General features: G+C 62.5%; 17 protein-coding genes. 3 read left to right on the top strand and 14 right to left on the bottom strand.

The window, feature by feature from the left end; translation table 11 throughout:
• The first annotated feature begins 82 nt into the window (after positions 1 to 82).
• Both QKE52_RS00615 and QKE52_RS00610 read left to right on the top strand, forming a co-directional pair.
• Entirely contained in the window at positions 83 to 724 is a 642-nt protein-coding gene (locus tag QKE52_RS00615) for a GntR family transcriptional regulator (protein WP_347947841.1), read from the top strand.
• Between the two features lie 161 nt (positions 725 to 885).
• Entirely contained in the window at positions 886 to 2,070 is a 1,185-nt protein-coding gene (locus QKE52_RS00610) for an MFS transporter (RefSeq protein ID WP_187357516.1), read from the top strand.
• A gap of 131 nt (positions 2,071 to 2,201) precedes the next feature.
• Here the strand turns inward: QKE52_RS00610 and ileS are convergent, their stop codons facing one another.
• Complete coding sequence (gene ileS / locus QKE52_RS00605) at positions 2,202 to 5,399, bottom strand: isoleucine--tRNA ligase (RefSeq protein ID WP_347947840.1); 3,198 nt, start codon at positions 5,397 to 5,399, stop codon at positions 2,202 to 2,204.
• Positions 5,400 to 5,762: 363 nt separating this feature from the next.
• Here ileS and QKE52_RS00600 point away from each other — a divergent pair, with 363 nt between their 5' ends.
• Complete coding sequence (locus QKE52_RS00600; RefSeq protein ID WP_347947839.1) at positions 5,763 to 6,839, top strand: HNH endonuclease signature motif containing protein; 1,077 nt, start codon at positions 5,763 to 5,765, stop codon at positions 6,837 to 6,839.
• A 101-nt stretch (positions 6,840 to 6,940) separates the two neighbouring features.
• Here QKE52_RS00600 and QKE52_RS00595 read toward each other — a convergent pair whose 3' ends face one another.
• From QKE52_RS00595 to mraY, 13 genes are all read right to left on the bottom strand, one after another.
• On the bottom strand, positions 6,941 to 7,111 hold the full coding sequence (locus QKE52_RS00595; protein WP_046647978.1) for a hypothetical protein: 171 nt from the start codon (positions 7,109 to 7,111) through the stop codon (positions 6,941 to 6,943).
• Between the two features lie 123 nt (positions 7,112 to 7,234).
• Positions 7,235 to 8,353 (bottom strand): DivIVA domain-containing protein, encoded by a 1,119-nt coding sequence (locus QKE52_RS00590; protein WP_070754191.1) that lies wholly within the window; start codon positions 8,351 to 8,353, stop codon positions 7,235 to 7,237.
• A 168-nt stretch (positions 8,354 to 8,521) separates the two neighbouring features.
• A complete protein-coding gene (locus tag QKE52_RS00585) occupies positions 8,522 to 8,833 on the bottom strand; it encodes a YggT family protein (RefSeq protein WP_175974587.1) in 312 nt (103 codons plus the stop codon).
• Positions 8,834 to 9,053: 220 nt separating this feature from the next.
• Positions 9,054 to 9,476 carry a cell division protein SepF gene (sepF, locus tag QKE52_RS00580; protein ID WP_046647975.1) on the bottom strand — a complete coding sequence of 141 codons (423 nt, stop codon included), beginning with the start codon at positions 9,474 to 9,476 and terminating at the stop codon, positions 9,054 to 9,056.
• A gap of 69 nt (positions 9,477 to 9,545) precedes the next feature.
• Positions 9,546 to 10,256 carry a YggS family pyridoxal phosphate-dependent enzyme gene (locus QKE52_RS00575; RefSeq protein WP_347947838.1) on the bottom strand — a complete coding sequence of 237 codons (711 nt, stop codon included), beginning with the start codon at positions 10,254 to 10,256 and terminating at the stop codon, positions 9,546 to 9,548.
• Positions 10,256 to 10,996 (bottom strand): peptidoglycan editing factor PgeF, encoded by a 741-nt coding sequence (gene pgeF, locus QKE52_RS00570; RefSeq protein WP_046647973.1) that lies wholly within the window; start codon positions 10,994 to 10,996, stop codon positions 10,256 to 10,258. The genes QKE52_RS00575 and pgeF overlap by 1 nt, the downstream gene beginning before the upstream one ends.
• A gap of 24 nt (positions 10,997 to 11,020) precedes the next feature.
• A complete protein-coding gene (gene ftsZ / locus QKE52_RS00565; RefSeq protein WP_175974585.1) occupies positions 11,021 to 12,385 on the bottom strand; it encodes a cell division protein FtsZ in 1,365 nt (454 codons plus the stop codon).
• 206 nt (positions 12,386 to 12,591) lie between these two features.
• Positions 12,592 to 13,251: an FtsQ-type POTRA domain-containing protein gene (locus tag QKE52_RS00560; protein WP_347947837.1), complete on the bottom strand. Its 660-nt coding sequence runs from the start codon at positions 13,249 to 13,251 to the stop codon at positions 12,592 to 12,594.
• Entirely contained in the window at positions 13,244 to 14,734 is a 1,491-nt protein-coding gene (gene murC, locus QKE52_RS00555; protein ID WP_347947836.1) for a UDP-N-acetylmuramate--L-alanine ligase, read from the bottom strand. The genes QKE52_RS00560 and murC overlap by 8 nt, the downstream gene beginning before the upstream one ends.
• A 39-nt stretch (positions 14,735 to 14,773) precedes the next feature.
• Positions 14,774 to 15,859 carry an undecaprenyldiphospho-muramoylpentapeptide beta-N-acetylglucosaminyltransferase gene (gene murG, locus QKE52_RS00550; RefSeq protein WP_347947835.1) on the bottom strand — a complete coding sequence of 362 codons (1,086 nt, stop codon included), beginning with the start codon at positions 15,857 to 15,859 and terminating at the stop codon, positions 14,774 to 14,776.
• A gap of 29 nt (positions 15,860 to 15,888) precedes the next feature.
• Complete coding sequence (locus tag QKE52_RS00545; RefSeq protein ID WP_070515752.1) at positions 15,889 to 17,358, bottom strand: putative peptidoglycan glycosyltransferase FtsW; 1,470 nt, start codon at positions 17,356 to 17,358, stop codon at positions 15,889 to 15,891.
• Between the two features lie 19 nt (positions 17,359 to 17,377).
• Complete coding sequence (gene murD / locus QKE52_RS00540; RefSeq protein ID WP_347947834.1) at positions 17,378 to 18,769, bottom strand: UDP-N-acetylmuramoyl-L-alanine--D-glutamate ligase; 1,392 nt, start codon at positions 18,767 to 18,769, stop codon at positions 17,378 to 17,380.
• Positions 18,766 to 19,878: a phospho-N-acetylmuramoyl-pentapeptide-transferase gene (mraY, locus tag QKE52_RS00535; RefSeq protein ID WP_046647967.1), complete on the bottom strand. Its 1,113-nt coding sequence runs from the start codon at positions 19,876 to 19,878 to the stop codon at positions 18,766 to 18,768. The genes murD and mraY overlap by 4 nt, the downstream gene beginning before the upstream one ends.
• Positions 19,879 to 19,895: the final 17 nt, after the last annotated feature.

Raw genomic sequence — 19,895 nt, 5'->3', positions numbered from 1 at the left:
CACGCGCGGCATGAGTGATCGATGCCCCACGATTGACGTGTGGTACTAGACACTAAGGCCCGCATGCATGCATCATGTATACATGCAAAAAGACAAGGTACCTGCCGCAGAAAGGGCCTATGAGCACCTCAAGCGCCGCATCATCGATGACGAGGTCGATGACTCGGACATGCTCTCCGAAGCCGCCCTTGCCTCCGAGCTAGGAATGAGCCGCACCCCGGTGCGTGAGGCATTTCTCCGCTTGGAGGTAGAAGGATTTTTGAAGCTCTACCCCAAACGCGGCGCGTTGGTCGTCCCCATCAGCCCCCGCGAGATCCGTGAGGTTTACGAAGCCCGCCTCCTCGTGGACGAGAATTCTGCCCGCCATATATGCGATCTCCCCGCCGAAGAGCGTGGCCTTATCGCTGATGTCCTCGATGCCACGATCGAGGAACAGAAAGCCGCCCTCGACAACTCTGATCTGCGTACCTACACCCAACTGGACGCAAGGTTCCACCAAACCATCATGGACAACGGCGGCAACCGCCTCTTGGCGCACCTTGGCCACACGCTGCGCGAGCGCCAACAACGCTTCACTGCCACCGCCATTGGCCGCAGCGTCGAGAAGGCACGCGCCTTCGTGGCTCAACACGCCTTGCTTGCCGACGCCCTCCGCTCCGGCGACATCGACTCCTACCTCACCGAACTCCACTCCCACCTCAACTCCTCAAGGAAGCAACTGTGACTGTCTCTGCGCATTCGAACCCTGCTGTCGAGGCGCCCACCACCGAGCACGACGCCATTCTGGACACCGACGCTGCCGAAAGCCCCACCTCCTCGCGTTCGTCTATCCACTCGGACGGAACGCCGCTGTCGCCGCGCGCGTGGTTCCCCGTCGCCGGTTCCATGATCGCCGTGGCGTGGGGCGGAAACGAGTTCACCCCGCTGCTGGTGATGTACCGCGAGACCTCCAACTTTTCCCAGGTGACAGTCAACGGGCTCTTGGCCGCCTACGTCGTGGGCATCATCCCCGCCCTTCTGATCGGCGGCCCACTGTCCGATCTGCTTGGCCGCCGCCCCCTGTTACTCCCCGCAGCGCCACTGTCTTTGGCGGGGTCTTTCTTGCTGTCCATCGCGCCCAACGAGCCACTCATCATCGCGCTGGGGCGTGTCCTATGCGGCATGGCTTTGGGCTTGGTCATGGCCGTGGGCTCAACGTGGATTACGGAGCTCATCACGAGGGCTGGCGGTGACCCGGCGGCGGGCGCCCGCAAGGCTTCCTTGTGTTTGACTGCCGGCTTCCTCGTCGGCGCGGGCATCGCTTCGGTGCTCGCCCAGTGGGGTCCGTGGCCGACGCACACGGCTTATATCCTCCACATGCTGCTTACGTTGCTGACCGCCGTGTGGATCCTGCATACTCCGGAGACCCGCCAGCCCACCCGGGGCGACGTCAAGACCACCATCTTGGAGCTTCGGGTGCGCGACATGCTGGAGATGCTGCACATTCCCGCCGTTGCTCACAAGCGTTTCCTACGCGTCGTCGTCCCTGTGGCCCCGTGGGTATTCGGTTGCGCGGGAGCGGCCTATGCGCTCCTGCCACAGCTGTTGTCCGACTCGGCAGGCGATGCCCCCATCGCTTTCTCCGGCCTGATGACCGTTATCACCCTGGGGTGCGGTGTCGCTGTCCAGATGTTGGGCCGACTGGTGGATACCCATAAGTCTGCGCGCGCCTCGGCGCTGGCCATGTTCGTCATCACAGTCGGCGCCATCCTCGGAGCCTTCGCCGCCCACTCGCTCTCCCTGCCGCTCGGCATCGCCGCCGCCGCGACCATGGGCGCAGGATACGGCCTGGCACTCGTCGCCGGCTTGTCGGAGGTCCAACGCATCGCGGGCGAGCGTGAGCTCGCCGGCCTGACCGCCGTGTACTACTCCATTTCCTACACCGGTTTCTTCATCCCGATGGCTTTCAGCGCCCTCGCACCTTACCTTGGTTTCACCGCGTTGTTCAGCATCGGTAGCTTCTTGGCTCTGGTCTGCCTCATCAATGTCATCCTTGCTTGGCGCGCGCACCTGCCCGGCACTCGCCGCTAGCACCGGCCCCACCAGTCGGGCGCCCTCCCCTGGGCCGCACTGCGCTACCTGTGCACAGACGCTAAAAGCTCCGCCTCCCGGATCCGGGAGGCGGAGCTTTTTCTGCGACCGTTAACGTCGCTGTTGCCGTCTTAGGCCTTAGCCACTGTGGCGGTTACGCCCTTAAGAACGTCGTGGACATTCTGGCCAGCTCTAGCCTCGAGGGCCTCGGTCGTCACGGTGAAGTCGACGGCGAGTACCTCTGCCGCGATGTGCTCGCGGTGGCGGTTGGCCCACTCTTCCTTCTCCGCGGGGACAGACAGGACCACGGTGATGCGGTCGGTGACCACGAAGTCCTCGGCCTTGCGGGCATCCTGCAGGCCACGGATGACATCCGCCGCCCAGCCCTCAGCCTCCAGCTCTTCGTTGACGTTGGTATCCAATACCACTAGGCCATCCACGCCGTCCACGCGCGCCGTGGACTCCGGGTTCGCAGCCTTGAGACGTTCCGTGTACTCATCCGGGGTCAGGCGGATATCGCCGTCGACGATAACCTCCTCGCCGTCGCGCTCGTAGTTGCCCGCCTTCAGGTTCTTGATGGCGCGCTGTACGTCCTTGCCCAAACGCGGACCTGCCACTTTGGCGTTGCAGACGACCTCGAAGGTGCCAACCTCATCGACGTCATCGGTTAGCTCAACGTCCTTGACGTTGACCTCATCGCGGATGATGTCCTTAAAGTCAGCCAAGCGAGCCGAATCCGGCATCGCCACGGTCAGCTTCGGCAGCGGCAGGCGGTTGCGCAGCTTATTGGACTTGCGTACAGACGACGCCGCCGAAGCCACCGCGCGGGTGGCATCCATGGCGGCCACCAAGTCCGCGTCAGCCGGGTAATCCTCGGCCTTCGGGTAGGAAGCCAAGTGCACAGAGCGCTCACCGGTCAGGCCGCGGTAGATGACCTCAGCCACATGCGGCAGCAGCGGAGCCACCACGCGGGACACAGTCTCCAGCACCGTGTAAAGGGTATTGAAGGCCTCCGCGTGGTTCTCCTCGCCCTCCCAGAAACGGTCGCGGGAGCGGCGCACGTACCAGTTGGTCAAGGCATCCGCGAAGAGACGAACCTCCTCGGTTGCCGTAGCAATATCGGTATTCGCCAGCGCATCATTCGTGTTCTTCACCAAGTCATGCGTCTTGGCCAAGATGTAGCGGTCCAGAACGTTGGTAGAGCTGACATCGAACTTCGCGTCCTGGGAAGCGTAGAGCTGCAGGAAGGTGTAGGCATTCCAGATCGGCAGGATAGCCTGGCGCACGCCCTCGCGGATGCCCTGCTCGGTGACGATGAGGTTGCCACCGCGCAAGATCGGCGAGGACATGAGGAACCAGCGCATGGCATCCGAACCATCGCGGTCAAAGACCTCGTTGACGTTCGGGTAATTGCCCTTGGACTTGGACATCTTCAGTCCGTCATTGCCCAGAACGATGCCGTGGGCCACAACCTTCTTGTAGGCTGGGCGGTCAAAGAGCGCAGTCGACAGCGCATGCATGACGTAGAACCAGCCGCGGGTCTGACCGGAATACTCCACGATGAAGTCCGACGGCGAGTGGGTCTCAAACCACTCCTTGTTCTCAAACGGGTAGTGCTTCTGGGCAAACGGCATGGAACCAGACTCGAACCAGCAGTCCAACACATCCGGCACGCGGCGCATCGTGGACTTGCCCGTCGGATCATCCGGGTTCGGGCGGGTCAGCTCATCGATGTGCGGGCGGTGCAGGCTGGTAGGACGCACGCCGAAGTCACGCTCCAGCTCATCCAGGGAGCCGTAGACATCCACGCGCGGGTACTCCGGATCATCAGAGATCCACGCTGGGATCGGAGCACCCCAGTAGCGGGTACGGGAGATATTCCAATCACGAGCGCCCTCCAGCCACTTGCCGAACTGGCCGTCACGGATGTGCTCCGGCAGCCACTCGATCTCGTTGTGGTTGAGCTCCACCATGCGGTCACGGAACTCGGTCACCTTGACGAACCATGCCGGCAACGCCATGTAGATGAGCGGCTCGCCGGAGCGCCAGGAGTGCGGGTAGGAGTGCTCGATGGTCACGTGGCGCACCACGCGGCCAGCTTCCTTCAGGTCCTTGATGATGCCCTTGTTAGCGTCGAAGACCAGCTGGCCCTCGTAAGGTGGCACCTGCGAGGTGAACTTACCGTCCTCGTCCACCGGGATGACCAGGCCCACACCGTACTTCTGGCAGGTGAGCATATCGTCCTCACCGAAGGCCGGAGCCTGGTGGACCACACCGGTACCGTCCTCAGTGGTGACGTAATCTGCGAGCAGCAGCTGGTAGGCATTCTCGACATCCGGGAAGAAATCGAAGATGGGCTGGTACTTAAAGCCCTCGAGCTCAGCGCCCTTGAACGTTTTGAGAACTTCCGCCTCACCCAGCTCCTTGGCCAGGGTGCCGGTGAGCGCTTCGGCCATGATGAAGGTGCGGCCAGCAAAGTCGCCCTCGGTGGCCTTGAACAGGACGTAGTCGACCTCCGGGTGGACCGCCAAAGCCAGGTTGGACGGCAGGGTCCACGGGGTGGTGGTCCAGGCGAGGAAGGAGGCGTCGGCAAGCTCGGCGTTATCCGCCAACGTCTTCTCCGCCGCGCTTCCCTCCACAGCGCCCGCTACCGGGAAGGTCACCGTCAGGGTCGGATCCTGGCGCATCTTGTAAGAATCATCCAGGCGCGTCTCCTGGTTCGACAGCGAGGTGTGCTCAGCCCAGGAGTACGGCAGGACCCTGAAGCCCTGGTAGATCAGGCCTTTGTCGTAGAGCTCCTTAAACGCCCACATCACGGACTCCATGTAATTCAAGTCCATGGTCTTGTAACCGTTCTCGAAGTCCACCCAGCGAGCCTGGCGGTTGACGTACTCTTCCCACTCATCGGTGTACTCGAGGACGGACTTGGCGCAGTACTCGTTGAACTTCTCCAGGCCCATCTCCTCGATCTGGGCCTTGTCGGTGATGCCGAGCTGCTTTTCTGCCTCCAGCTCCGCTGGCAGACCGTGGGTGTCCCAGCCGAAGACGCGCGGAACGTGGTTGCCGGCCATAGTGCGGTAGCGCGGGACGATGTCCTTGACGTAACCGGTCAACAGGTGGCCGTAGTGCGGCAGACCGTTGGCAAAGGGAGGGCCATCATAAAAGACGTACTCGGGGCAGCCCTCAGTTTGCTCGAGGCTGGCTTTAAAGGTGTCGTCGGCCTTCCAGTACTTCTGGACTTCCTGCTCCATATCGGGGAAACGGGAAGACCCAGCAGTCATATCAACTTTGGGATAAACGCTGCCGACGTTCGCGGGGTTGCTACTCATCTAAAAATTCCTTCACTCGTTCGCTGTGGCGGGGACGCGCCTTACGGCTCGCGGTACCACCCCGCTTGGGCGCCGAGGCGCCCCGCTTCGTTGATGTGAAGGAGATGACGGTCCCTACCCGCCCGGTTCTAATAATGCTCTGCTAAGCGCGAAGCACGTTCTTCCGGAATGCTCCCCGGTGATAGCCGGCTCACTGCATACGCCTAAAAGTATAGCGAGCCGGTCAAGTTTTCACAGGCGCAGGTTCCCGCAAGCCCCAAAATAGAAACGACAGTACATGAATGAGGTACCTGGGATAAGGTTGTCCACAGGAACATTTTTTCTAATGCGAGCAGGTCATAAGGTGTTTTAAGCTCCACTGTCATGAGCGCACTGCAGACTTTCCTTAACGCACTCGGGGCCGGCATCGATGTCGTCGCCGAGTGCGAAGGCATGTCTGAAGCAGACCTCATCGCCGCCGGTTCCCCAGACAAAACCGCCGCGGAGTTGGTGCGGCTGCATACGAGCTTCTTTGGCAAGACCGCCATGACGCGGATGCAACGCGACGCCGTGAAGGCAGCGCGCCAACGCAAGCATTCTTTGCCTACCTTGGAGGTCATCGACCGCTATGCCCGCAAAGCCAAAACACAAGCGTTGGGCTGGAAACTACGCCTAGAGCTCTGCCGAACGAGCGCTGACACCCTCGCCATGGAGGCACTGGCGAAAAAGAAGCTCAAGGAGCACGCGGTTCTCCCCACGCCGAAGGAGGGCGTGACTGTCTACCGCCGCCGCAATGCACCGTGGACGATGGCGATCACGGGCCCCTCGCAACTGATTGCAGAGCTTAACGACGCCGTCGACCCAGCACGCCCCCTCGAGTCCATCCGCGAGGCCTTCTTCACAGGCGCTGCTCCGCGCCGCGGCTTGCAGACCAATATCCTTGTGCCGCTGGATGCAATGACGAAAATTCTCGACGGTGACGGCGAAGAAATCACCCTCCAGATGACCAATGGCGCCACGATGACCGGCGCGGAGTACCTCAACAAGGTCATCGCCGGTGAAATCGATAAAGACGGCGCGCTCGCGACTCTTTTCCACCCCTACCACGGGCCGGTCAACCTCTACTACGAGGAGCGCTCCGCCAGCATCAAGCAACGCATCATGGCCATGGCCGAGTTCCCAGTCTGTGCTTGGGATGACTGCCTGAAGCCGGCCGATGAATGCCAGGTTCATCACCTCATCGCGTGGAAGAACGGCGGGTACACCAACCAGGAAAACTTGGTGATACTCTGCCCGTATCACAATGGGGTTAACCAGGACGATCCGAATGCGCCGCCGGGCCGCGGCCGCATGGCTCGGATCAGGGGTAAAGCGAAAAGAACGTACGGCCCTCCCCCGCCGCCCACGCCGCTGCAAGCGCCACCCGGGATATTCACAAACCCCGCGGAGCGAGACGACTAGCGGCTTCACAAAAGTAGCCCTCCACCCAGAATTACCACTGGGCCGAGGGCTACGCGTCGTGCTTAAGATACGCGCGCTACAGGCGTTTCGGCGGGACCGAGCTACTCGTCGTGCTTGCGGCGCAGCTTGATCACGGTATCCGCGATAAACAGAACAATACCCACCCCAGCCGAAGCGAAGAGCACGTACAAGGACCACTCAGCAGCGGTGAGGATGTAGTTCACGAACGCCAAGAAAGCAACAAAGGCCAGAAGCAATGCGCCGATGAGCATGTGCGCTCTCCTTTCCTCACCAATGACTAAAAGCTATGTGCTTACAAAGAATGTATACCTACGGACGTATACCTACAGAAAAGAATAACGGCGCCCCCCGCAGGGACGCCGCTCATTCAGAGATTAATTGTTGGACTTTCCAGCCTCACCGTTCGGGGCAGCGGTGCCGCGGGACTCCAACTCCTCAAGCTGGGACTGCAGCAGCGTCTTGAGGCGGGTACGGTACTCGCGCTCGAAGGTGCGCAGCTCGGAGATGCGGGCCTCCAGAGCGGTCTGCTGCTGCTTGACCGTGTTCATGACCTCGGTGTGCTTCTTCTCAGCATCTGCCTGCAGGGCAGCTGCCTTCTCCTCAGCCTGGCGAATCTGTGCCTCGGCGCGGGACGTAGCGTCGGCCTCAGTCTGCTTTGCCTTGTTTTCGGCGTCAGCCACCAGCTTCTTGGAGCGGGTATCGGCTTCCTGCAGCTGCGCGTCGTAGCGCTTCTGGGCGTCAGCAAGCTGGGCCTTGGAGTGAGAGTCAGCGTCGGCAAGCTGCTTCTCTGCGGCCGTGCGGGCCTCCGCCAGCATGGACTCGGAATCGGCCTTGGCCTCGTTGGTAAGGCGGTCTGCCATCTCCTGCGCCAGGCCCAGAACGCGGGCTGCCTGCATATGCGTGTCCGGGGTAGCAAGGCCCTGTGCAGCACCTGCACCAGCCACGGCAGCAGCGGAAGATGCGGTGGTGGAGGTTGCGGAGTTCTTCTTTGCGGACTCCAGCTCCTTCTTGGTGCTCTCCAGTTCCTTCTTGGAGGCCTCGAGCTCACGCTTGGCAGCAGCAGCTTCCTCGCGAGCAGCCTTGAGCTCTGCGGAATTGTCCTGCGCCTGAGCGGCCGGCGCCTGGGAAGACTGCGCCTGAGCGGCCTTTGCCTGTTCCTGGGCGCGCTTGGTTTCTTCCTTGGCCTTGGCAATCTCGTTCTTGGAGTCAGCCAGCTTCGCCTCATACTCAGCGCGCAGCTTGGATTCGACTTCCTTGCGCACAGCGGCCTCGTCGACCTTAGCGGCAGCGGCGCCGCCGGCAGCGCCGGCTGGAGCCTGAGATTTCAGCTCCTCAACCTGGGCGTGGAGATCATCGTTCTCATCCTGCAGCTGAGCAAGAGCATCCTCAACGAGATCGAGGAACTGATCGACCTCGTCCTCGTTGTAGCCACGCTTGCCAATTGGCGGCTTGCTGAAAGCGACGTTGTGTACATCAGCTGGTGACAGTGGCATTGACTTCTCTTCCCCTTACGAATCGGTCAAACCTCTAGAGGGTCCAGAGGCCGGGTACATATGCGGTTAATAATACGGATTGTGGTAACTCATTGTATCCGAATCAACACATTATCTAACGCGGGCACGAGTCTCAACGTTAACAGGAGGGTTTAATACACCCGTTAGTTACACCGCAAGTCCGTTGGTACCGAAAAATAGCCACGCAATAAGTTGCGAAAGAACGGACAAAAGCAGGAACAAAACAATGATGGAAACATCGAGCGCGATGCCGCCCAATTGCAGCGGCGGAATCACCTTTCGCAGCGCTTTGACCGGCGGATCGGTGACCACGAAAAGCACCTCAGCAACCATCATGAACCAGCGGGGCGGGTTGAATTGGCGCGAAAAAGACTGGATCATTTCAATGACGATGCGCGCCAACAAAATCCACGAGTAAAGACTCACGGCGACGAGGAGAATTGAACCTAAAGCACTCACAATGCCTGAGCCTATCGGAATCACCCCCGCCAGCGGTACTCCCCTGCCCTAAGGTTCGCCCTCGGCGTACAGAGACGGCACCGCGGCAGCCATACCGCCGCCGAGAATGACTCTCCGATAAGGCCCCACGATGAAAACGACGAAACCGCCCCATCGCCTTCCGCCTCCCTTAAGCCAACACGGAGGAGAATAACGATGAAGCGGTTAAAGCCTGACGTCTCTAGCGCAGGTGTGCTGCTCGCTCCAGCTCCACGGTGGAGATATCAGCGCCCTTCGGCACAATGGCAAAAACCTTGCGGCTGGTGTCCATGCCCTTGGTCAGGTTCTTCATGCGGCCTTCCAACGCGAAGCAGAGGCCAGCGGCAAAGTCCACGAAGCGCTTGGCGGAGCCGCGGTCGGCGTCGGTGAGTTCAAAGACCACTGCGTCACCGTCACGGAAAGGGCCGCCAACCTTTGCTGCATCATCAAAGGAGACGAGGGAGAGAGCCACGATGGTCGGGACAAACTCCTCTTCCTGCTTCTCGTAGGAAGGTGCGTAGGCCGGAGCGTTGTAGCTGCGCTCGTCGGCGTAGTAGGCATCGTCGGCGTCCATGTCCATCGGGCCCAGCCCGAAGAACTCTTTAGTCCTATCAATCAGTGACATTCTGGGTCTCCCTCTGACCTAGTGTGTTCTGTTCATTTGCTGTCTTGTAATGCAGTTTTACAATGACAATTAACCTAGCGGGCGGGCTCCCATGATTCCGGTTCCGACACGCACGATATCCGTTCCAGATGCAATCGCTGCCTCCATGTCGGCGCTCATGCCGGCGGACATTTTCAGGTCTCGCCCAAGCTTGGCCGCCACCTCATCCGTCAATGATCTCACCTGGGTGAAAACCTCCGCCGGATCGCTCTCCAGCGGTGGAACCACCATGAAGCCACACAGCTGTAGGTTCTCCAGATCTTCAACCAGATCCACCAGAGCAGGTACGTCCTCTAGCGGGCAGCCGCCACGCGCGGTATCACCGTCGGCGGATACCTGAATATAGACCGGAAGCGTGTCCTCTCGCTGGCCGCGTTCCTGGGCAAGAGCCACGCCGCGGTCGAGTGCTCTGGCGAGCTTTTCTGAGTCGAGCGAGTGAACACTATGCGCCCATCGGGCCACGTGGTTCGCCTTCTTGGTCTGAACCTGGCCAATCATGTGGAAACGCATCTCGGACAGGGCCTCCGCCTTGGCACGCGCTTCCTGCTCGCGATTTTCCGCCACATCTGTGATCCCCAACTCCGCTAGCAGCGCGATGTCTTCGGCCGGGTGAAACTTCGTCACCGGCAGCAGCTGCGGGGCGGGGCGGCCAGCGGCCTCAGCGAAACGGTGAATAGCAGCGCGGGTGCTCTCCAGGCCAGCCCTCAGCTCTTCACGGCGCACAGTATCGTTGTTCGTCATTAATCCTCCAACCAAATCACGCCGGCTTGGCGTCCGGTGACGCCCTCGCGGCGATAAGAAAAGAAATCTGTGTCCTCAATCGTGCAGCGCGGGTCCGATTCGATAGCCGTAACCCCCATCTCCATCAATTGACGAATCAGCCCAGCGCGCACGTCGACGCCCCAGGTACCCGACGACGTGCGGGTCTTGGAGCCGGGCAGATGCTTCTCGACGTCATCCGCCATCGCCTCCGGCACCTCATAGTTCCGCCCAGAAGCGGCCGGCCCCATGAGCACCTGAATCGAGGCGGGGCGGGCCCCTAACTCAACCATGGTATCGACGGTATTGCGGACGATTCCGTTGCGCGCGCCAAGGCGCCCGGCGTGGGCGGCGCCGATGACGCCCGCGGAGACGTCGACAAGCAGCACCGGCGTGCAGTCCGCCACGAGAACGCCTAGGCCCAAGCGCTTTTCGTTGGTTACCACGGCATCGGTGGCCGGCACGGGCTCCTCGACGCCGCGGCGCTCGGCCCCCACCACCGTCACGGTGTTGGTGTGGAGCTGTTCCATCCACACGATGTCCTCTAAGCCCGTGGCTCGGCGGAGCCGCTCGCGATTGGCGGCCACTGCGGCGGGGTCATCGCCAACGTGATCGCCGAGGTTAAAAGAGTCATAAGGCGACGACGACGCCCCGCCGGCACGGCTTGTAAAAACCATGCGGACGGGGCGTCGTGCTGCGTGTGCTTCCTCGTTTACTGGCATGCACTCCAGAGTAGCTGGCTGGAACTAGCGCATGAAGGATGGCACGTCGAGATCGTCATCGCCGTCATCGTCGAAGTCACGGCCACGACGCTCCGTGGGGCGCGAGAGACGGTACTCATCATCGCCGCCGCGGCGGTAGTCCTCACCGCGGAAGCGATCCGAGGTGGTAAATAGTCCGCTCGACGGGGCCGGCTCTGCCGGCTGCTCGCGCTCGTAGGAGTGACGCGGGGCGTACTCTTCACGCTCAATGCGCTGGGAGTCAGCGCGCTGCGGTTCGGCGCGGGTGTACTCCTCGCGCGGGGCCTCGGTGCGGGGCGCGGCGGGGCTCTCAGGCTGTGCCTCAGCGCGGTTCTCGAAGAGGGAACCCGGACGTGCAGCCGGGGTAGCCTCCGAACCGTGCTGCTGCGTCTGGCCAGGCTGTGCCGGCTGGGATGTCATGTTGGCCTGGGCATCGAAGCCGGTCGCAATGATGGTGACGCGGACTTCGTCACCAAGGTTGTCATCGATGATGGTGCCGAAGATGATGTTGGCGTCCTCGTCGGCGCGCTCCTCCACCATGGAGGCAGCAGCATTGACCTCGTGGAGGCCCAAATCGGAGCCACCGGCGATGGACAGCAGCACGCCCTTGGCGCCTTCCATCGTCGACTCCAGCAGCGGAGAGTTAATAGCCTGCTCGGCGGCGTTGAGCGCGCGGTTATCGCCGCGGGCAAAGCCGATGCCCATGAGGGCGGAACCAGCGTCGGACATGACGGAGCGAACGTCCGCAAAGTCGACGTTGATCATGCCCGGGATGGTGATCAGGTTGGTAATACCCTGCACACCGTTGTGCAGGACTTCATCGGCGGCGCGGAAGGCTTCGACGATGGACAGCTCCTCGCCGCCCAGCTGCATGAGGCGATCATTCGGGATAACGATGAGGGTATCGCAGACCTCGCGCAGCTCCTCAATGCCGGCCATGGCCTGGCGGGTGCGGCGCGCGCCCTCGAACTTGAATGGGCGGGTAACAACACCGACGGTCAGGGCACCCATCTTCTTCGCGATGGAGGCGACCACCGGAGCGGCGCCGGTACCGGTGCCGCCGCCCTCGCCAGCCGTAACAAAGACCATGTCGGAGCCCTGGAGGGCGTCTTCAATTTCGGTCTTGTGATCCTCCGCGGAGGTCTTGCCTACCTCAGGGTTGGCGCCGGCGCCGAGGCCGCGGGTGGCCTCGCGACCGATGTCGAGCTTGGTATCCGCATCGGAGAAAATCAGCGCCTGGGAATCGGTGTTGATCGCCACGAACTGGACTCCCTTGAGCCCTTCTTCGATCATGCGGTTGACAGCGTTGACACCACCGCCGCCGACGCCGACGACCTTGATGTCCGCGAGGTTGTTGCTAGATGAGATCATACGAGGGTCTCTTGCCTTTCGAATAAGGTTTTAATGTAAACGAGGAGGCGCCCCTTTTTCTGAGAGGCGGTTACATCCATCTTTAACGACAACGGGGTAATTTCGGCGCACATTTTGCCGCGTGTCGGTACCCTCAACCTCTACTTTAGGGTTGCTGACATGCGGTTTTCTTAACAGGCGTCCCACCCGCCCCACTCGCGACGCGCTTAGCGACGAGTCACCAGCGACGGGTTCGAAATGTTCCAGGATTCGCCCTCGAGCTTGAGCACATCCTCAAAAGCAATGGCCTTGTTCGCGTTGTCTTCCGACGCACCCCAAAAGATGGTTTTGTCATCCTCCGTGCGGAAGGTCAGCGAATACCGGTCCTTAATTTCGAGGGTCCTCACCTTCTCCCGAATCGGGGCGGGGAGCGCAGCGACGGCGTCGACAGCCCCCTGCATCTCAGGCGAACCGGAGTCGGTGTGCCCTGTCAGCTCCACGGCTTCGGGTGGCGCTTCGTCCTCCACGAATTCCTTACCGTGGTTGTCCACCAAAATCGTCCTATCGCCTTGTCGCACATAAGCTACCGCCTCGTGCTCGACAAGTTCGATGTGGACGGTTGACGGGAAGGCCCGCGACACCGTCGCGCTTTCTACCCACGGCAGAGAGGCCACGCCGTGCGCGGCTTCGCGCGCATCCAGGCGCGCCAAATTAGAGCCCTTCACGACGCCACTGGCCTGCTCGACCTCCTCTGCCGCGACGTGATCATTTCCCACGACCTCGAAGGATGTCACCTTCAGGATGGGAAAAAGCCACACCGCCGCGGCAGCAACCGCCACTACGAGAAGCACCGCGCCTAGCGCGAGCGCCCCAGTCTTTTTAGACATTCGGTTCCTTCGGTTCCTCCGCGCCGCTCGCATTCTCTAGCGCCGACAAGATTTCACCCGCCACGTAGGTAATAGTTCCCGCGCCGATGGTAAGGACGATATCTCCGGGCTGCGCCAGGGAAATGACGTCGCCGGCAGCCTCAGAGAAATCCGGCTCGAAAATGACCGGCATGTCTTCGGGCATCTTGTCGGTGATAATGCGGGACGTAATTCCTTCTACCGGCTTCTCGCGGGCGCCGTAGATGTCGAGGACGACGGCGGCGTCGGCAAGCGCCAAGGCCTGAGCAAACTCGGCGTCAAACTCCATGGTCCGGGAGTACAGATGCGGCTGGAAGCAGGCGATCACGCGGGCTCCCTCGCCCTCGGCGTCCGCTTTCGCGCGCGCCGCGGTAAGCACCGCAGACACCTCCGTGGGGTGGTGGGCGTAGTCATCGAAGACACGGATTCCGCGCTCGCTGCCGCGGTACTCGAAGCGACGGCGCACACCCGTAAAGTCGGTCAAACCCGCGGCCAGTTCCGCCGGGTCTCCGCCAGCCAGCGCACCGGCCAGCAGGGCCGCCGCCGAGTTGAGCACCATGTGATGGCCTGGGACATGCAGGTCATAGGACAGCTCCTGTGGCGCCTGACCCGGCAAGGTCAGGCGAACGCGGACGTGCGCGCCGGCGGCGGAGACGGTTTCTTCTAGGATCTCCGCTGCCAGCGGCACGGAAGAATCCGCGGCTACCTCGCTGCGCGTGCCGTAGCCCAGCACCTGAATCCCGCGCTGAGCCGCCCGCTCACCCGTGGCGGCCGCATGCTCATCCTCGAGGCACACGACGAGGTAGCCGCCCTCAACCACGCGGTCGGCGAAATCATCAAAGACCCGATAGTAGCTCTCTGCCGTGCCGAAATAGTCGAGGTGATCAGGCTCGATGTTGGTGATGACTGCCACGAAGGGGCTGTAGCGCAGGAGGGAGGCATCGGATTCGTCGGCTTCTGCCACGAAGGCGTCGCCAGTGCCGCCGTGCGCGTTGGTCCCAGCTCGGTTGAGTTGCCCGCCGATGGCGAAGGAAGGATCCATCCCCGCCTGCTGGAGCGCGGTGACCGCCATAGAGGTCGTCGAGGTCTTTCCGTGCGTGCCGGCGAGCAGCACCTGACGGTGGCCTTCCATGAGCTCAGCCAGCAGGTCCGAGCGACGGATCACCGGAATCCCGGCTTCCCGTGCCGCAACCAGCTCCGGGTTGTCCTGCGGGATGGCGGCGAAGGAGGTGACGACTACCGTCGGCTTGTCCCCAGCCAGATCGAGGTTCTCAGCCGCGTGGCCGACGGCGACGTGCGCACCCATCGCGCGGAGGACGTCAACGGCCGTCGACTTCTTAACGTCCGAGCCGGTGACGACCGCGCCACGGCTAACCAGGATGCGCGCGAGGCCGGACATTCCGGAACCGCCGATGCCGACGAAGTGGACGCGGGACAGGTCCGTGGTGGCGGGGGTATCAGTCATGGTGAAAATTTCCTTCTTTAATAAACCTGTACTGTGCGCCTAGCCGCGGGTGTCGGCGGCGACGCGGTGCGCGATTCGGTCAGCGATCACCGCGGCGGCATCGCCGGCGGTGCTGGCGTCAGCAGCGGCACGCATGGCCGAAAGAGCGTCGGGGTGGTCAAGGATAGCGCGAACTTCGGCGGCAAGGCGCCCCGGAGTAAGCTCCGCGTCCGGTATCTGGACCGCGGCTCCCGCTTCCACCAGAGCCCGGGAGTTCAACGCTTGCTCGCCGTTGCCGTGCGGCAGTGGCACATAGATAGCGGGCAGGCCGGCCGCAGACACCTCAGCCACGGTCATCGCGCCGGAGCGGCAGACCATCACATCAGCAACGGCAAGCGCGCCGGCCATGTCATCGATATAGGGCACGGCCGTGTAGTGCTCGTGCTCAGTCGGCACCGTGTTCTTCTTGCCGTAGGCATGCAGCACTTGGAAGTCTCGGCACAGGTCCTCGAGCGCTCCGGCGACGGCGGTGTTAATGCTCACCGCTCCCTGCGAACCGCCGGTAACCACGATGGTCGGGCGGCCTTCATCCAGGTTCCAGTTCTGGCGCGCAGCAGCGGCCTTCGTACCATCTGGGTCCTCGCCCAAGCCCGGGCGTACCGGAATGCCCAGGACCTCGCCCGGCATGCCAGATCCCTTTTGGGCATTGATTCCCGTGCCGCCAAGACGCACGCCCAGCTTATTAGCCATACCGGCCAAAGCATTCGTCTCGAGAACGAAGAACGGAATGCCCAAGGACTTCGCCGCCAGGTAAGCCGGCGCCGCAACGTAACCACCGGTGCCAAACACAGCGTTGGCCCCGACGTCCTTAAGCACCGCGCGAGTTTCCCGAACGGACTTGAAAATCCGCCAAGGCAGCTTCACCGCGTCAATGTTGATCTTTCGCGGAACAGGGACCGGAGTGATCATGCGGAGATCGACACCGCGCGCCGGCACGATGTCGCTTTCCAGACCCCGCGGCGTACCCAAGGCGGTGACCCGCGCCCCGTGGCGTTGGCGTAGCTCCTCCCCTACCGCAAGCGCGGGCTCAATGTGTCCGGCGGTGCCGCCACCTGCGATGACGACGGAAATCGGCGTGTCATTCATGCACTACACGCTACCAGCGCCGCACTGCGCTACCGGCGCTCGCCGCGCCGATACTCCCGCCGCCCCTCCGCGCGCGGCGCCTGCGACCGCTGAGAGCGCCCCGTCACCGCGCGCCCGAAACGTTCCTCACGGCTGCGCTCCACGTGGCGTTGGGAGCGCTCGCGGTGTGGGCGCTGGGAACGCCGAGCATCTGCGCGCTCACGCGGGGCACGGTGCGCCCCGCCGCGCCGCTCATTGGGCGGGGTCGGCTCTGGAATGAAGAAGATACGGTCGAAGAGCGGGCGTCCAAAGTTCTGCATCGCGGACACCTGCAGCGGCTCGTGGCGCGCCACATTGCACAACAGGCCCATCGAGCCAATGGTGATGACCGCAGCCGTACCACCCGCAGAAATCATCGGGAGCTGAATACCCGTCACCGGCAGCACACCGATGACGTAGCCGATGTTGATGAAGGCCTGCACGACAACACCCACCGACAGCGTGGCGGCCAGCAAGGACTGGAACTGGTCCTGCGCGCGGGTTGCGGTACGCAACCCAAAGTAGCCCAGCACGGCGAAAAGCACGATGACGAGCGCACCGCCCCAGAGGCCTAGCTCCTCACCGATAATGGCGAAGACGAAGTCGTTCTTCGCCTCTGGGAGGTAGAACCACTTGGCGCGTGATTGGCCGAGGCCAACGCCCCAGAAGCCGCCGTCGGCAAGCGAAAGGAAGCCTTGGTAAGCCTGGAAACCGGTACCTTGTGTGTCCTCAATATTGCCGCGCAGCGCATCGAAGTAGGTGTGGAAACGGTGCGAACGGAAACCACCGGCCAGGAAAACGGTGATCATGCCGATGGCACCAAAGACGCCGACGACGACGGGCACACGCCAGTTCACGCCGGCGAATACCAGGGTGAAGACCACGATAAGGGCGAAGGATACGCCCATGCCCAAGTCACCTTGGGCCACGATGAGCACGAACATGATGCCGGCGATGATGGAATACATCATGAACGGATCAGTCAAGCGCATCGAACGGTGTGTTTTATCCGCCAGCGCCGAGGCGCCATACATCCCCACGGCGACACGAGCGAACTCAGAGGGCTGGAAGGCCACGCCACCCGGCAACATGATCCACGACTGTGAACCGACCTCCGCGCGGCCGGTACCGATACCGGGCACAAGCACGAGGATAAGCAGCAGGATGGATAGCCCCAAGAACCACGGCACGAGCGCCCGCAACGTGCGCGGCGATATGCGCAGGCCGATCCAGAACACGATGAGGCCGGCGGCGACCAATACGCACTGGCGCAAGGCTGCCGACCACGGGCTATCGGTCTCCGACAGGGACGTCGCCATCGACGAAGAGAAGGCCATAAGCACGCCGATGCCGATGAGGGAGAAAATCGCGATGCGCAGCATCAGGTAGTCAAACCCCGGGTAGGCGCGCAGGCGCTCGCGGAGATCACGCAGGCGGTGGCCCAGCGTGCGGTGTGGCTTCTGGGTGCTGGTGGCAGTCACGGCTTCTGGGTGCTCCTAGCTAGCGGGCGAGGCGGCGGGCAGCGGCGGCAAACATGTCGCCGCGTTGGCTCATTCCGGTGTACATGTCCAACGATGCCGCAGCGGGCGCCAAAAGTACGGTATCGCCGGCTTCGGCGTGTTGCACGGCGGCGCTCACGGCTTGGTCCATAGCGATTTGCGGGTCATGACTGTCCACGATGACGAGAGGCACGTGGGGTGCCGCCTTGACAAGGGCCTGGGCCAGCACGTGCTTGTCGACGCCCACCAGAACCGCCGCCTTCAGTCGCGCGGCGTGGGTACGCAGGAGGTCTGAGACATCGGCGCCTTTGAGCTGACCGCCGGCGACCCACACCACGGAGTCAAGACCACGCATGGCAACCTCCGCGGCGTGCGGATTCGTCGCCTTGGAATTGTCGATGTAGGTCACGCCACCATGGCGGTGGACAACCTCACCGCGGTGCCCGGCCACCACGTAGGCGTCGAGGCCCTCCGCGATGGACTCAGGCTGAGCGCCGGCAAGCGCGGAAACCGCCGCGGCAGCAGCGGCATCCAGCACCCCAGCAAGACCTGCGGGCTGGATGGTGGTGACATCCTCCACCACGGCAGCGTGCAGTCCGGCGACCTCATTGACCACGAGGCTGCCGGCGCTCACGCCGACTTCGCCCGGGGCGGGCTCGGCGTGGGTAAAGGCGGTGGCTCCGGCTAGAGAGGCGGCAAGCGCTCGAACGTGCTCGTCGTCCTTTCCATAAACGGCGTGCGTGCCGCGCAAGATCTTCGCCTTATCCGCCGCGTAGGCCTCGAAGGAGCCGTGCCAATCGAGGTGGTCATCGGCGAGGTTGAGCAGCGCTCCCACATCCGGGCGCAGCTGGGAGGCCCAGTGCAGCTGGAACGAGGACAGTTCCGCGACGAGGATATCCACGCGGGGCTCGGCGGCCAAGGCATCAAAAGACGAGACCCCGATATTGCCTACAGCCTGCGCGCGCTGGCCGGATCGCTGCTCGTCAGCGGCCATGATGGCAGCGAGCATCCCCGTCGTTGTGGTCTTGCCGTTGGTACCTGTGATCGCGAGCCAGCGGCGGGAGGGCCCAAATACCTCTGCCTGGTCAAGGCGGTAGGCCAGCTCCACGTCACCGATGACCTCAAGGCCGCGGGAAGCTGCGGCGGCGAGCAACGGCGAATCCGGGCGCCACCCCGGTGAGGTCACGACGAGGGAGTATTCCGACAGGTCTACTGCTGCTGTGTCCACGGTGGCAACGTCGAGCTCGGCGGCGAGGCGAGCGCGGGATTCCTGGTTTCCATCAGCCACCGTGACGTCCACGCCTAGGTGGTCCAGGACCGCAGCACAGCCGCGGCCGGAAACGCCGGCACCGGCGATGAGGACCCGGCCAGAGAGGAAGTCGGGGCGCGTCATGCGCCGACACCTATACCTGTGGAGGTCAGCCATTCACCGTAGAAGATGGCCACGCCGGCCATCGCCGCCATCGCGGCCAGCAACCAGAAACGGACAACCACAGCAGTCTCCGCCCAACCGCCGTTTTCAAAGTGGTGATGGATCGGGGCCATGCGGAAGAAGCGCTTGCCGGTGGAATGGAAGACCACGATCTGAATGACAACGGACACCGTCTCGATAACGAACAGGGCGCCGATAATCACCATGAGAAGCTCGGTACGGCTGGTGACCGAAATGCCGGCAACCAATCCGCCGAGCGCCAGGGAGCCGGTGTCTCCCATGAAGATCTTGGCGGGCGCGGCATTCCACCATAAAAAGCCGAGGCAGGCACCGAGGCCCGCCGCCGCGAGCACGGCGAGATCGAGGGGATCGCGCACCTGGTAGCAGCCGGCCGCAAAGTTGGTGGCGCAGGAATAGCGGAACTGCCAGAAAGTCATCAACGAGTAGGAGCCCATGACAATCGCCGTCACTCCTGCGGCAAGACCGTCGAGGCCGTCGGTGAGGTTGACCGCGTTCGACCACGCCGCAATGAGGAAGTACATGAAGATCAAGAACACGATGGTTCCGATCACAGCGCCGCCAACCGCAAAGTCGAAAGTTTTCAAATCGCGGATGAACGATAGCTTGGTGGAGCCAGGAGTCAGGCCCGCATCATTGGGGAAACGCAGCACAAGAAAGCCAAAGAGGAGGGCCAGTACCAGCTGGCTGACCAGCTTCGCGGTCTTGTTGAGACCTAGGTTGCGCTTCCGGAAGAGTTTGATGAAGTCATCCGCAAAGCCCACCGCGCCCAAGCCCAGCGTCAGTCCGAGGACGAGCAGACCCGAAGCAGTAAACCCCCCGTGGCCCGTCAGCATGCCATAAAAACCAACCACGAGATAAGCCACCAAGATACCGGCCAGAATAGCCAGGCCGCCCATCGTCGGCGTACCCCGCTTCCGCAGGTGGGACTTGGGACCGTCCTCGCGGATCTCTTGACCGCGACCGGAGTCGGAAAAGTATCGGATGAGAACCGGGGTGGTAAAGATCGCCACGAGGAAGCTAACCGCACCAGCGATGATGATCTGAGTCACGAGCTTGAAGTCCTTTC

It is taken from the genome of Corynebacterium sp. c25Ua_47 (assembly GCF_039907205.1).
Lineage (GTDB): Bacteria > Actinomycetota > Actinomycetes > Mycobacteriales > Mycobacteriaceae > Corynebacterium > Corynebacterium hiratae.
This window is presented reverse-complemented; position numbering and strand designations above follow the sequence as displayed.

Coding starts and splice junctions, on each gene's coding strand:
- QKE52_RS00615 (WP_347947841.1), top strand. CDS start 83: ATGCAAAAAGACAAGGTACCTGCCGCAGAAAGGGCCTATGAGCACCTC.
- QKE52_RS00610 (WP_187357516.1), top strand. CDS start 886: ATGATCGCCGTGGCGTGGGGCGGAAACGAGTTCACCCCGCTGCTGGTG.
- ileS (WP_347947840.1), bottom strand. CDS start 5,399: ATGAGTAGCAACCCCGCGAACGTCGGCAGCGTTTATCCCAAAGTTGAT.
- QKE52_RS00600 (WP_347947839.1), top strand. CDS start 5,763: ATGAGCGCACTGCAGACTTTCCTTAACGCACTCGGGGCCGGCATCGAT.
- QKE52_RS00595 (WP_046647978.1), bottom strand. CDS start 7,111: ATGCTCATCGGCGCATTGCTTCTGGCCTTTGTTGCTTTCTTGGCGTTC.
- QKE52_RS00590 (WP_070754191.1), bottom strand. CDS start 8,353: ATGCCACTGTCACCAGCTGATGTACACAACGTCGCTTTCAGCAAGCCG.
- sepF (WP_046647975.1), bottom strand. CDS start 9,476: ATGTCACTGATTGATAGGACTAAAGAGTTCTTCGGGCTGGGCCCGATG.
- QKE52_RS00575 (WP_347947838.1), bottom strand. CDS start 10,256: ATGACGAACAACGATACTGTGCGCCGTGAAGAGCTGAGGGCTGGCCTG.
- pgeF (WP_046647973.1), bottom strand. CDS start 10,996: ATGCCAGTAAACGAGGAAGCACACGCAGCACGACGCCCCGTCCGCATG.
- ftsZ (WP_175974585.1), bottom strand. CDS start 12,385: ATGATCTCATCTAGCAACAACCTCGCGGACATCAAGGTCGTCGGCGTC.
- QKE52_RS00560 (WP_347947837.1), bottom strand. CDS start 13,251: ATGTCTAAAAAGACTGGGGCGCTCGCGCTAGGCGCGGTGCTTCTCGTA.
- murC (WP_347947836.1), bottom strand. CDS start 14,734: ATGACTGATACCCCCGCCACCACGGACCTGTCCCGCGTCCACTTCGTC.
- murG (WP_347947835.1), bottom strand. CDS start 15,859: ATGAATGACACGCCGATTTCCGTCGTCATCGCAGGTGGCGGCACCGCC.
- murD (WP_347947834.1), bottom strand. CDS start 18,769: ATGACGCGCCCCGACTTCCTCTCTGGCCGGGTCCTCATCGCCGGTGCC.